Origin of the sequence: Lachnoclostridium sp. An76, assembly GCF_002161355.1 — a bacterium.
Taxonomy (GTDB): Bacteria; Bacillota; Clostridia; order Lachnospirales; family Lachnospiraceae; genus Mediterraneibacter; species Mediterraneibacter caccavium.
Window position 1 is genome coordinate 605,133 of sequence record NZ_NFHL01000001.1, and the last position, 12,555, is coordinate 617,687.

At 50.6% G+C, this 12,555-nt stretch carries 10 protein-coding genes and 1 pseudogene; all 11 read right to left on the bottom strand.

All coding sequences use genetic code 11. The features are described 5' to 3' along the window. Positions 1 to 173: 173 nt before the first annotated feature. Positions 174 to 443 (bottom strand): annotated as a pseudogene (locus B5G27_RS02715) (DEAD/DEAH box helicase family protein); the annotation flags it as partial. A 558-nt stretch (positions 444 to 1,001) separates the two neighbouring features. Then, positions 1,002 to 1,358 carry a DUF2200 domain-containing protein gene (locus tag B5G27_RS02720; RefSeq protein ID WP_087177434.1) on the bottom strand — a complete coding sequence of 119 codons (357 nt, stop codon included), beginning with the start codon at positions 1,356 to 1,358 and terminating at the stop codon, positions 1,002 to 1,004. Position 1,359: 1 nt separating this feature from the next. Next, positions 1,360 to 2,700: a Wadjet anti-phage system protein JetD domain-containing protein gene (locus B5G27_RS02725; protein ID WP_087177435.1), complete on the bottom strand. Its 1,341-nt coding sequence runs from the start codon at positions 2,698 to 2,700 to the stop codon at positions 1,360 to 1,362. Next, entirely contained in the window at positions 2,690 to 6,004 is a 3,315-nt protein-coding gene (locus tag B5G27_RS02730; RefSeq protein WP_162611170.1) for an SbcC/MukB-like Walker B domain-containing protein, read from the bottom strand. The genes B5G27_RS02725 and B5G27_RS02730 overlap by 11 nt, the downstream gene beginning before the upstream one ends. After that, entirely contained in the window at positions 5,997 to 6,686 is a 690-nt protein-coding gene (locus B5G27_RS02735; protein ID WP_087177437.1) for a DUF4194 domain-containing protein, read from the bottom strand. Before B5G27_RS02735 ends, B5G27_RS02730 begins: the two co-directional genes overlap by 8 nt. 33 nt (positions 6,687 to 6,719) lie before the next feature. After that, on the bottom strand, positions 6,720 to 8,114 hold the full coding sequence (locus tag B5G27_RS02740) for a Wadjet anti-phage system protein JetA family protein (RefSeq protein WP_087177438.1): 1,395 nt from the start codon (positions 8,112 to 8,114) through the stop codon (positions 6,720 to 6,722). 177 nt (positions 8,115 to 8,291) lie between these two features. Continuing rightward, positions 8,292 to 8,846 (bottom strand): EutP/PduV family microcompartment system protein, encoded by a 555-nt coding sequence (locus B5G27_RS02745; RefSeq protein WP_087177439.1) that lies wholly within the window; start codon positions 8,844 to 8,846, stop codon positions 8,292 to 8,294. A gap of 24 nt (positions 8,847 to 8,870) precedes the next feature. Continuing rightward, positions 8,871 to 9,299, bottom strand: coding sequence for a BMC domain-containing protein (locus tag B5G27_RS02750; RefSeq protein WP_087177440.1), 429 nt, complete (start codon positions 9,297 to 9,299; stop codon positions 8,871 to 8,873). A 10-nt stretch (positions 9,300 to 9,309) separates the two neighbouring features. Further along, positions 9,310 to 9,675: a BMC domain-containing protein gene (locus B5G27_RS02755; protein ID WP_087177441.1), complete on the bottom strand. Its 366-nt coding sequence runs from the start codon at positions 9,673 to 9,675 to the stop codon at positions 9,310 to 9,312. 151 nt (positions 9,676 to 9,826) lie between these two features. Then, on the bottom strand, positions 9,827 to 11,167 hold the full coding sequence (locus B5G27_RS02760) for an MATE family efflux transporter (RefSeq protein WP_087177442.1): 1,341 nt from the start codon (positions 11,165 to 11,167) through the stop codon (positions 9,827 to 9,829). Between the two features lie 18 nt (positions 11,168 to 11,185). Further along, positions 11,186 to 12,421 carry a serine hydroxymethyltransferase gene (gene glyA, locus B5G27_RS02765; protein ID WP_087177443.1) on the bottom strand — a complete coding sequence of 412 codons (1,236 nt, stop codon included), beginning with the start codon at positions 12,419 to 12,421 and terminating at the stop codon, positions 11,186 to 11,188. Positions 12,422 to 12,555 lie beyond the last annotated feature (134 nt).

Sequence of the window (12,555 nt, forward strand, 5' to 3'; positions counted from 1 at the left end):
TCTGCTATATATCCAGTTCTACTCATTACGAATTTTCCCTGTAAAAAGTCACAAAATTATTTTGTCCACATAATATCATCCAGTCTATTCCGTCCTGTTTTCCCCCACAAAATATGGACAAATCAGAGTCAAATAACACCAGATATCCCCCATTTTCCGGCTCCAGCACACTAGGAGACGAAGTACTCCACTGCGTTATCAGGGAACATCTCCTTGAATTCTCCGTACAACTGAGCAGCCAGTGTTTTATTGTGGGCGATGACCAGCGTTGGCTTGTTCAATGCCTGGATCACGTTGGCCATCGTGAAAGTCTTTCCAGAACCCGTAACCCCCAGTAAAGTCTGGCATTGATTGCCTTCCTTGAACCCTTTTACAAGCGCCTCGATTGCCTGCGGCTGATCGCCTGTGGGCTGATACGGGGCCTTTAAAACGAATTTATCCATAGCAAAATCTTCTCCTTAGCTTTGCCCATCTTTTCAGGGCATAATGGTATACCCGGAGGGTGCTCCTTTGTGACTTTTGATGCCGTGCATACAGGAAAACTGCCAGTGACAGTTTTCCTGTAACGTTCAATATCAGCCACCCTCAAAAAAATCATTCGTAACGAAAATGTCAAAATAATAGCCTTATAGGACACCATTACGAATCCAGAAAGGCAAAAGTCACAAACCGCTTTTTTTGAGGACTAAATAGCACAAGATAACCTTAACGGGCAGAACACCTCGAAAAACCTCCGACCTTTTTCTGCCCTTTTCGGACATTATAACAAAGATAATGATAAAAGTATATAGGATGAAGAGTAAAAAAAGCACAAATGTTCGGGTGCACATCTGTACTTTTTTATCATTTCTTCTTTATATTGTTGTCATGCCGCCATTAGATATTCCCCGGCTGCCTCGCCTATTTCCTTCAGATCGGAGTAATCGTATTATTTCACATGTTCAATGACTGCATCAAAATGAATAAGGTGTTCCATCAGCTTTTATAGCTTTTTTACAGGTTTACTCCTGCCCACGTAATATTTTCTCCATTGCTTTGCCTTTGGCCAGTTCATCGATGAGTTTATCAAGATAGCGGATCTCCCGCATCAGTGGTTCTTCAACTGCCTCTACACGCACACCACATACAACGCCAGTAATCATCTTCCGGTTTGGATTTAATTGCGGGGCATTACGAAAAAAGTCGCCGTATGTCACAGAACCTGCCGCTGCCTTTTCAATTTCTTCCGTAGTGTATCCCGTCAGCCAGGTGATGACCTGGGTCACTTCGTCCAATGTACGCCCCTTTTTTTCTGCCTTACTGACCAGAAGTGGATAGACTTTGCCGAACCTCATGCCATAAACTTTTTCATTATTCATATCAATATCTCCTGTTCTCCCTCTGCTCCCGCTCCTCATAATAACTGATGATCTCCTGTTCCAGTTTCACATCATGCTCATCCATATACGCAAGCACTTCCCTGTACTCCTCTTCCTCCATCAGCCTTTTCATCCTGCTCCTGTCGTTCTCTGTCAGCTTTTTACGGCAGGGCTTAAACCTGGGATCCTCCAGTTCCCGGATCCCCATGCGGTACAGGTTAAAACGGGCGCTGACAGCACGGCACAGATGTCTGTGTATCAGGAAACCGCCCACATCGATATCACCGAAATGCAGGCATTCAAGCTCCGGGTTATCATGCAGCACTTTTTCCAGAAAGCGGACCTGGTACCGCACCGCGAAACCGCCCAGATAGACAAGCGCAGTACCCTCCGGCTGCATCCGCTGATAGGAAGTCTTGTTTTCCACTGTCATCAGGCGCGGGGATCCGACTCTGATCTTTACAAGATCCTGTATGTCGCCCGACAAAACCGCGATCCCGCCTTTCATCCCGGCCGTGCGGACCACATGGTCTTTCCACTCCAGTATCCAGTCTCCTTTGATAAATATCTCCTGTTCCGTTGGATAGATGCCAAACCGCACCAGCACGGCGTCATTCCTCTCGTCTTCCTCCTGCGGCATCCCGAGCGCCTGCCTTGCAATACTGCATATCTCGTCATAATTATGCTCTTCAAACCATTTGGAATCCCCGTATACGAGCATGGAAGCTTCCTTCACATAAAGCTTCTCTCTGTTCTCTTCCATGAACCTCAGCATTTTCAGATTCGCCCCGATCCGTTCCGGGTCTGGACAATACCCCGGCTTTTCAAGCATCAGCCGGACATCGCAGATGTATGGTGTGACCAGGCTGCCTGCCTCTGTGCCACTGGTTTCATCGCTGCGTCCGCTGGTTTCATCGCTGTGTCCGCTGGTTTCCCAGGCACACCCTCTGATCCCGCTGCTATTTTCTCCCACACCGTACTTTTCCAGCAGGCTCTCCGCCTGCTGCCTGAGCCTCCCCTGGGGGATATCGCCGTACTCTTCTTCCAGATAGCGGTAAATCTCCTCTGCTTTTTCTTCACAGAGACAGATTTTTTCGATATCTGTGCTGAATTTCAGATAATCTGCCGTCACCATTCCCAGATCCAGCAGCTTGTCCACAGCTTCATGGATTTCCTGCTTGACTGATATATCCGCATTATTGTCCGCATAATGGCGGTAGAGCGCCGACGGCTTGAGCATGACCCTTCTCTGGGACTTCATGCCTTCGCGCCTGGGCGCGCGGTTCTGATATTTCTTCATGAGCTGGTCCAGGATCTCTCTGACATAGTCTTTACTGTTCATGGAACTTTACCTTTCCGATCTGCATGTTGTCATTGCTGATCTTCAGCACCGGTATGATCACGCCGCACTCATTCCCTATGGATTCCAGTTTGTTTGGCGGAGCGCAGAAGATGACCTGGAAGTCCTGATTTTTAAAGAAATCCAGCATGAGCTTTATATTGTGGTCGCTCATCTTTTCAAAAGGCTCATCGATAAAGAGAAGCCGGACCGAATTGACCCTGACATTGTAAAGCATGGACAGTGCCGCTGACAGGATGAGCGTATACGGGATCTGGGTCCCGGCACCGGAATTATACCCCACCTGTTTGGATAATTTTCCGTCTTTCACCTCGTCATTATTGATGATGATCTCATAGCTCATATAATTGCGGTAATCTGCGAACCGCCTCATCTCGGTCATATCATTTTTTTCAATGATCTTGTTGATGATATCTTTGATCTCTTTTTCCCTTGACTCCACTTCATCACTGTCATAGCCTGATACTGCTGCCAGGATGATCTGTCCGTCCCCCATGTCATTGCTCTCCTGAAGGTACTCTGCATACCGCAGGATCTTCGCGTAATCCGAACTGTCGCTGAGCATCTTTACATCGAACTGATATTTTGTGGAGAAGCGGAGCTTGCGCAGCTCTTTGTTGATATCCGCGATATCGCTCCTGGCGCTCTTTGCCGCTTCGTAAATATTGAGCACAAACTCTCTCTTAAAGATCCGCTCGTACTTCAGCGTCTGCTCTTTTAATTTCTGCTGGATGCCCTGGAGATCGTCGATCCAGATCTTGCCGCGCCTTTTCTGATATACGCTCTCATACTCCAACCCCACAGGCAGCCTGTCCATATCCTGCTTCCGGTTATTATAAGACTGCTGGGAGGCGAGGATCATTGCGGCAAGCTCACGCACCCTGCGGGCAGACCGCTCTTTTGTGGACGGCTGCATCAGTCCGCCTTCTTTATCCTCCCCGCTAAGGAAACGGTCGTACTCTCTTACAGCTGTTTCCACCACGCTCCTGGACCGTGCCCGTTCCTCTTCTATCTGCTTTCCGGCTTCTTCTTCCTTTGCCCGGTACTCGCGTATCTCATTTTCTTTTGTCTCTGCTTCTGCCTCCAGGACTACTTTTTCTTTCTGATGGCTGTCCCGTACTTTTTTCTTTTCTCTGAGCTGCTTTTCAAGGATGCTGACCCGTTCGGAAAGCGCGGCAAACTCGGCATTGTCTCTCTGCGCCTCGATCAGTTCCTGCCAGCGTGCCCTTTCTTTCTCCAGTTCTGCGGTGATCCTGGCCGCCTCGCTGTGTGCATTCAGGTCATATTCCCGGAACCCATTGAGCCCCTCCTGCAGAAACTCCGCCTTGTCTCTCTGGTCATTCCGGAATTTCAGCAGTTCCTTCTCTCTGTCCTCGAGTTCCTGAAGCCTGCGCTCTGCCTTTCTCTTATTCAGCTCGATAGCTTCGCTGCCGAGACAGTAGCTTCTGATTTTTTTCGTATTAATATAAGTGACTGCCATATTGCGGCTAAGTTTCCCCTCTTTTGACATGGCGTTGTCATACTTCGGCACATCCTTTTTCTCGACTGCATGGATCCCGCCCAGCCAGAACATAAAATACTTTGCCGCGGCTTCGTTCCGTATCTGCAGGAAATGATAGACAGAATCCTCCCTGCATCGGATTTCCTTTTCCATCAGCCGTTTCGTATTTACCAGTTCCACATAGCGGTGGGATGACCGGTCCATGACCTCATTTGCGATATCAAAGAACGCCGGATCTACGACTACCGCATATCTGTGGATACCGAGGAACGCCTCGATCGCGTCCCGCCACTCTTCGTCCTCTAATCCAGCCACATATTCGCACGCCATATGCGCTTCTTCCCGGATTCCTCTTTTGGAAAACTCCCGGTTGATCTCACGGATCAGTTCTGTCTGCTCTTTCGCGTAGGAAAAGTCTGCTTTATTTTTCTCACAGGTCTCTATGATGCTGACCTGCTCTGTACATTCTCTCTGGACACGGCTCAGTTCTGCATCCGCGGCGCCTTTTTCCGCCAGGATGTTGTCCCTGCATGTCTGGAGCGCATGCTTCAGATCCTCGATATACGCCTTCTTTTCTGCTGCTTCCACGGTTTTTGCCGTCAGCTTCTCTGACATACCGTTATCCGGCAGCTCTTTCCCAGCTTCCCTCATCCTCTCCAGGATCTGGCGCACCTTCCTCTGGAAGGCTTCCAGGGCTTCCTTTTCTTTCTCCAGGGCTTCGAGCTGCTGCTCATAATTCCTCACAAGCTGCTCCGACGCCAGGATCGCCTTGGATACATCCATCTCCCTGAGAGCGCTTTTTGCCTCCGTATAATACATTTCGATCTCTTCGATCTCTCCGCTCTCCTCCCGGATCCTCTTCTCCAGGGAATCGCACGCAGTCCGGTTCCTGTTTACTGTTTCCTCGGCCTCCCCGCGCTTTGCCCGGTAAGTGACTACATTTTTGTATTTGAGCTTGATATCATCGATCCGGAGACGGAGCGCCCTTCTGTCATGTTCGTCAAAATCCTTTAAGATCGCATCCAGATCCCGGAGCTCCTGGTCGATCTGCTCCAGTGTCTGATTGACCTTTTCAATATTCTGCTTCGCGTCTTTGAGCTTGTCAAAATTTACATTGTGCTCTTCCAGGACAGACTCTTTGATAAATTCCTGGATCTTCGCGGCAGGATTGTATGCCATGATATTTCTCAGCTTTCTCTGGTACTTTGGCACATCCTGCCAGGCGAGCTTCAGTCCGGTCATCTGCATGAACAGAGTGATCCCGTCTTTTTTATTTTTCAGCTGCACCCCGTACCTTTTCTGGAATCCTGACGCATCGTATGGTTTGAGTATGGAATTTTCTTCATACACATAGTCGATCTCCTCCAGAGTCTTCCCGTCAAAAGCATACCAGTAATTCCCTCGGATATCCGTTACGGCGGTCTCGATGATCACGCCCAGTATGAATGGATTTTCATTGATCTGGTCGTAATATTCCAGAGCGATATGGGTGTAAACCGCGGGGATCTTTTCCGCCGGCCGGGCATAGATCCCTGAGCTGGCGTCCACCAGGCACCGTGTGTACGACACAAGATTCCTCTTGCCCACCCCTGTATTATAGCCGCTTGTAGCCTTATTAAACTGTGTGTCTCCTGTATACGCGTATTTCACCGCATCCAGTATCGTAGACTTGCCGCACTCATTTTCCCCTGAGATCAGAGTCAGGTTCTCCGATACCGGGATCGTAGTATTTGTAAAGCCGTACCAGTTGACCAGCCGTATATTGCGCAAAACTGTCTTACTCATCTGCCTCTTCTCCCTCCGGTTCCTCTCCGGGCAGTCCCTCTGCCCCTGTTCCATCCTCCGGGTTTTCCCCTTCTCCCGGATCAGTCTCTTCTCCGGACAGATCCGGGACATAATCTGCCACGACCTGCTTCAGCTGCCCGATGTCCATGCAAAACTGAAGGGAAGGGTACAGCCTGATGACGCCGTCTTCTTTTGTGATGTCATCATCATTATAATCGATCAGGCTGAACCTCTTGAAAACACGGTATGCTCCCCTGATCTCCGCCGGGGTGAGCGCAATCTGATAGAGTGCGCATTTGTCCATGATATCCCCCACTGTCACAAATACCGGCTCCGCATAGCCCATCCGTTCCAGGAACAGCATCCAGACCACCAGGAGCAGCCGGATCTCTTTCTGGTTAAACCGGTAAAGGCTGATCCTTTTCAGGCCGACCGTATCCACATCTTCATCCGCCTGCTGGAGCATGGCGACCTTCATGCGGTCCTCCACCACGACTTTGTACCCGATGGCGCCGAGATAGACATTGATATCATACTGATTGCCCTCGGCGGAAATAAATTCATACAGCCTCTCATCCCTGTCCGCCACGATAAACGTAGAATCCAGCAGCCTGCGGATACAGCGTTTAAATAAGTACGCGTCCTCGTCTTTCATTTTATCCATAAAGCTAAAATCACTCATCCTGTTTTCCCTCTTCTATGCCTTTTCCGGCTTCTATTTTCTGGAAATCACGACATTGCTCATATCCGCGACCTCTTTTTCCACCTCTTCGTCCGTGATCTGCACCTGATACGGGAACTCCCCGTTCCCCGCATACAACATGGCAGCCGTATACATGAGAGCTTCCTCTTTCGTCCGCACTGGTTTCTCTTTTATACTGATTTTCTCCTGCCCCTCCATCTGGACATCCATAAAACCGCTGACCTTTTCCACGGAATACCGGTTGGGAGCTTTCCGGAACAGTTCTTCTGTCTGGGCGAGCTTCTCTTCTTCTGACAGTTCCTCGCCGGAGAGCCCGATGTTCTCTCCTTCATTTTTCAGCCGCTTTTTCTTCTCAAAGGATCTGTATCCGACATATTTCTGGTTGATGATCCTCGTACATCCGCAGAGCCGTTCCATCGCCTCATCCTGCTTCTCCTCTTCCAGTTCCGGCATGGCATTCAGGAAGTCATTCAAAACCGCCTCCAGCCGGATCCCGTTGCCCGCCATCAGCATGATGCGGGTGTTTGCAAGGTTATAATAATTATTGATGCGGGTATCGATCAGTTCCATATTTTCTTCATATTCCACACTCAGGAAATACTGCAGCTCCGCGAAGTAATGCTCGATCTTTTCCTCCGCTTCCTCCATGGACATCTGAAATCTCCCCGCGCATTCCACGATCATGCGCTCAAAGATCTCCCCCTGTCTGAGCATGCGCAGCCTGTTCTTGATAAAAGAAATCTGTGCGGGGATGAGCCCGTTATTTTTGATGAAGAAATACTCATGGAAAAACCGGTCCAGCATCTCGTCCTTCATGATATACTGGCCGAAGCTGTTCATATCCTGGAAGACGACCACCGCTTTCATAATGTTGGAAATACTGTCTTTTAAGTCTGTCAGCTCGTTTTTCAGCTCTGTCTCATTGTCCAGCAGAGGGACAAGGATATTCGTATATGGCCGTTCTTTCCGGAGCGAGTCCTCGTCAAAGGCTGACTTCATGATCTCATACATGGAAAAGATGCGGTTTGACATCATCCCTTCCCCTTTTCTCTCTGAGATCTTCCGCAGGAAATCCATGATCCTGCGGCAGTCTGTCGATAGATTGACAACGTATTCCCCGCTGCGTCCGATCTCCCTGGGCATCAGCCACCCGCACTCGCGGAACAGGGCTAAGATCTCCGGCGGGCGCAGTTCTCCCCCGCCCTCATCCGCATCTTCCCCTTCTTCTTTTATGCCCGCGTTCCTCAGATAAAGGGTAAGGCTGTCCTTTGCATCCGACTCATAGAGGACCGGCAGTTCCTTTGCCTTATCGATCAGGATCTGGATACAGTCATAATAAACCCGCCGGTACTTCAGGTTCAGCGGTCTGAAAAAAGACTCATTGCGTATATAATCAAAAAAATTCATCCCTACATCTCCGCTCAGTTTTTACATAGCTTTACACCGGATTATACCACAGCTTCCCCATAAATGAAATCCTGTTCCCCGCACCCATCCGCCGCATATACATAAACGCGTATACATAAACAAACCCCGGACACGTTACTCTTTGCCGCAACCTGTCCGGGGACTTGCATATATCGGTCATTGTTGTATTTTATCTTCAAATCTGCGGATCCCTTCCGGATAATCCACGCCTTCCGGCAGCGGATCCCACTCATTTAACCCGAGGCTCTGTTTAAACTCCGCCTGTTCGATCGTCAGATGGGGAAGGTCGTCCTTCAGATACTCCATCAGTTCATCGACCCCTTCCCTTGTAACGTTATTCACCATAAAAATGCGTTCGCATCCCGCATTGACGAGCCACTGCCTTACCATAGGTATATTCGCGTAAGGAGAATCCACCTTTGTGATAATGCCGATGAGCGGCCGCTGGATAAAACATCTGCTGTTCTCCCCGAACAGGTTGAACGGTTCGTCCGCCGCCTGGACGATCGCCACCACGTCCGCCTCAAAAGAAAAGCAGGCGAGACCAACGCTGAACCGTTTGGATTCGGCATACTCGCCCGGCGAATCAATGGTATCATCCGCTGTATTCGTATACTGGGTCTTTACATAATGGAGCTCCTCGCCCTTAAGCGCCTGCGTCAGGGATGTTTTCCCCGCTTCGCTCCTCCCCATAAGAAATATCTTTTTCATCTCATCACCTTAACCTGCATTCTCTCAGCTTTTGTGGATCTCACAGACAGGGAATCCCAATGTGTCTCTAAAAAAGCGGACGACCTCTTCCACTGCTGTCTGGACTTCGGCGAGCCCGCCTGTGATGATCAGAGAACCGCAGAAGCGGTCCATGAACCCGATCTGTACATGGGCGCTCTTCACCGCAACATCCGCCGCTACCACCACGGCCTCCCATGGGGTAAAGCGGATCATGCCGATGGATTCCCCTGTGTGGTCTTCCCCTTCATGGACGCCGATATGCAGAGCCAGGTTCTGATAGATCCTGGTGTCAGAAGGCGTTATGATATGCGCGAGGCATACTTCCTTGCCGGGCACCCTCACCCGGGTCATGCGGAGTTTTTTCCCCTTCAGGTGTTCATAGTCATCGTGGAACAGCTTCTCCAGCAGTTCCTCCTTTGTCATACGAGCCATAGCGCACTTCCTATCTCTTTGTAATCCTGCACACCACATATCCAAGGCTGTCGCGGAAATACTCTACAACTTCTGTGAGAGCTGATGTCACATCTGAGATCTCTCCGGTAATGATCAGTGTTCCCGTAAAACGGTCCGCAAACCCGAGGTATACATTTCCGCTCTTGACCGCGATATCCGACGCGATCACTGCCGATTCCGGCGGAGTCATATTCATAATGCCGATCGCTGACGAGCCATAATCAAGCTGAGGGTTCAGCCCGAGCTTCTGGTATATGATCGGAGCCGGGCCGCCCATCACATGCGCAAAAGTGATCTCCTTTCCCGCTACGGTCTCCTGTACGATCCTGATCTGTTCTCCATGGTCATTTGCCATTACCGGTTCCTCACTTTCAGAAATATATTTATATAATTTCCCTTCTTAAAATCTACTTCCCTTAAAAATCATACTCTCAGTAATTTTCCATGTCAAGCTGTGATTTCTATCCCTTATGGAGCCCTTACTGGATATCATCCCTTACCGGATGTCATCCCTCTCTGAAAACCTTCTTCCACCGGCACACGATCATGGGGATCTGGAATGCCAGCATAGCGACCCAGCCGAAAAAATTCGCCCATGCAAGCCGGTCAAAGCCGCCATGCATGATATGGATCATGATCCATGCGGACAAAAATCTTGCCGACATATTCAGTATCGTACTGACCAATGTCACTTTCAGATCGCCCAGCCCGCGGAAAAAGCCCTGGATGATATTTGTGGCCTCTGGCATCACATACATGAGCGCGATCAGTTTCAGGTAGGCAGCTCCCAGGGTCACGACCTCTTCCGAGTCATTCCCCACAAACAGCTCCATGATCTGCCTGGAAAACAGGAACACAAGCGCCAGCACCACAGCCGTGTATACCGTCTCCAGCAGGATCGTGCAGTAAAATCCCTGCTTCATCCTGCGGATCTTCCCTGCGCCCCGGTTCTGTGCCATAAACGTAGTGGAAGCGTGGGCGATATTCTGCTGGGGCGTCATGGCAAAATCATCTACCCGGTTGATCGCGGTAAACGCCGCGATAAAAGCCACGCCCTGCACATTCACGATCGTCTGGACGCAGATCTTGCCGAGCTGGACGCACATCTGCTGGAGTGCGCTCGTGATGCCGTATGAGAACGTCCGTCCCAGCACGGCCCTGTCGAATACTCTCCACTTTTTCCCCAGACAGAGCAGGGGCACCTTCTTCCTGATATAACCCAGGCAGAACAGACAGCAGAGCGCTTCGCTGAGCACAGTCGCCAGAGCGCTTCCGGGCACGCCCCATCCAAGCGTCAGGACAAAGACCAGATCCAGGACTACATTGAGCGCGGCGCTGATGATCAGGAAGATCAGAGGGGCACGGCTGTCCCCCAGAGCCCTGAGCGTATTGGAAAAGAAATTGTATATAAAGGTAAAGATCAGCCCGCCGAAGATGATCCGCAGATACACAGCCGCAGGACCGATAATGTCCTGCGGCACCTGAAGGAGAGCGAGCAAAGGATGGGCAAAGACCAGCAGAAGGACTGTGACCACCGCAGAAAAACCAAGCCCGCCGATCATCGCTGTACTGACCTGCCGCTCCAGCTGCGCGTATTTCTTTGCCCCGTACTGGGTGCTCATCAGGATCCCCGCACCCATGCACATACCGCTGATAAACAGGATCACCATATTCATGACCGGTCCCGCAGTCCCCACTGCCGCCAGCGCGTCATCTCCTACAAACTTTCCCACGATCACGGAATCCGCCGCATTGTACGTAAGCTGGAACAGATTGCCCAGTATGAGCGGGATCGTAAATCCGGTAAGCTGAGGGATGATCTTCCCCTCCGTCATATCATTCGTCATATTACCAAATCCAGGTTTCTAGCAGAGAGGATATTTCTCCGTGAGTTCTGCCGCCATCTTCCTTGCGGCCTCTACATTCTCCTCCCCGTCGATCACCATTGCGATGATCTCAGCGATCTTGTCCATGTCGTCCTCTTTCATCCCTCTTGTCGTCACTGCGGGCGTGCCAAGCCTTACGCCGCTTGTGACAAACGGAGAACGGGGATCGTTCGGGATCGTATTTTTATTGCAGGTGATATGCGCGTCGTCAAGACGTTTCTCAAGCTCTTTGCCGCTGACATTTTTTTCAGTCAGGTCCACGAGCATGAGATGGTTGTCCGTGTCGCCGGATACGATCCTGACCCCGCGTTTTTTCAGCCCTTCGCAGAGCGCTTTTGCATTTTTCACGACCTGTGCCTGGTATTCTTTGAACTCCGGCTGGAGTGCCTCCTTGAAGCAGACAGCCTTTGCAGCGATCACATGCATCAGAGGTCCTCCCTGGATGCCCGGGAATACGGCTTTGTTAAAGTTGAACTTCTCATTCATTTCATTGCTGGAGAGGATCATGCCCCCGCGCGGACCTCTCAGTGTCTTATGCGTGGTCGTTGTCGTCACATGAGCGTACGGGATCGGGCTGGGATGGAGCCCTGCTGCCACGAGCCCCGCGATATGGGCCATATCCACCATCAGATACGCGCCGACTTCGTCTGCGATCTCGCGGAAACGCTTAAAGTCGATCGTGCGCGCGTAAGCGCTGGCGCCGGCAACGATCAGTTTCGGCCTGCACTCCTTCGCGATCTTCAGCACATTGTCATAATCGATCACACCTTCGTCATTGACGCCATACGGTACGACATTGAAATACTTCCCGGACATATTGACCGGTGAACCGTGTGTCAGGTGGCCGCCGTGATCCAGGTTCATGCCCATAAAGGTGTCGCCCGGCTCGAGCATCGCGAAAAACACTGCCATGTTCGCCTGGGCGCCGGAATGCGGCTGGACATTTACATACTCGCAGCCGAACAGCTCCTTCGCGCGCTCTCTCGCCAGGTCTTCCGCCATATCCACGCACTGGCATCCGCCGTAGTATCTTTTCCCCGGATAGCCTTCTGCATACTTATTCGTAAGCGGGCTTCCCATCGCTGCCATCACTGCCTTACTCACCCAGTTCTCGGACGCGATCAGCTCGATATGGGAATTCTGTCTCTCCATCTCTGCTTTGATCACATCTGCGATCTCTGGGTCTGCGTTCCTGATTTCGTCAAAGTCGTACATTCTGATTCTCCTCCATTAATTATTTTCTGCTGCAAAAAACATATTTCTGCCATTATAGCACAGCTTCCGCCGCTTCGTCTACGCATGATTTCACATCTGTCCCGCCTCATCTGTCTCATCTGTCTTATCATCCT

Coding starts and splice junctions, on each gene's coding strand:
- B5G27_RS02720 (WP_087177434.1), bottom strand. CDS start 1,358: ATGAATAATGAAAAAGTTTATGGCATGAGGTTCGGCAAAGTCTATCCA.
- B5G27_RS02725 (WP_087177435.1), bottom strand. CDS start 2,700: ATGAACAGTAAAGACTATGTCAGAGAGATCCTGGACCAGCTCATGAAG.
- B5G27_RS02730 (WP_162611170.1), bottom strand. CDS start 6,004: ATGAGTAAGACAGTTTTGCGCAATATACGGCTGGTCAACTGGTACGGC.
- B5G27_RS02735 (WP_087177437.1), bottom strand. CDS start 6,686: ATGAGTGATTTTAGCTTTATGGATAAAATGAAAGACGAGGACGCGTAC.
- B5G27_RS02740 (WP_087177438.1), bottom strand. CDS start 8,114: ATGAATTTTTTTGATTATATACGCAATGAGTCTTTTTTCAGACCGCTG.
- B5G27_RS02745 (WP_087177439.1), bottom strand. CDS start 8,846: ATGAAAAAGATATTTCTTATGGGGAGGAGCGAAGCGGGGAAAACATCC.
- B5G27_RS02750 (WP_087177440.1), bottom strand. CDS start 9,299: ATGGCTCGTATGACAAAGGAGGAACTGCTGGAGAAGCTGTTCCACGAT.
- B5G27_RS02755 (WP_087177441.1), bottom strand. CDS start 9,675: ATGGCAAATGACCATGGAGAACAGATCAGGATCGTACAGGAGACCGTA.
- B5G27_RS02760 (WP_087177442.1), bottom strand. CDS start 11,167: ATGACGAATGATATGACGGAGGGGAAGATCATCCCTCAGCTTACCGGA.
- glyA (WP_087177443.1), bottom strand. CDS start 12,421: ATGTACGACTTTGACGAAATCAGGAACGCAGACCCAGAGATCGCAGAT.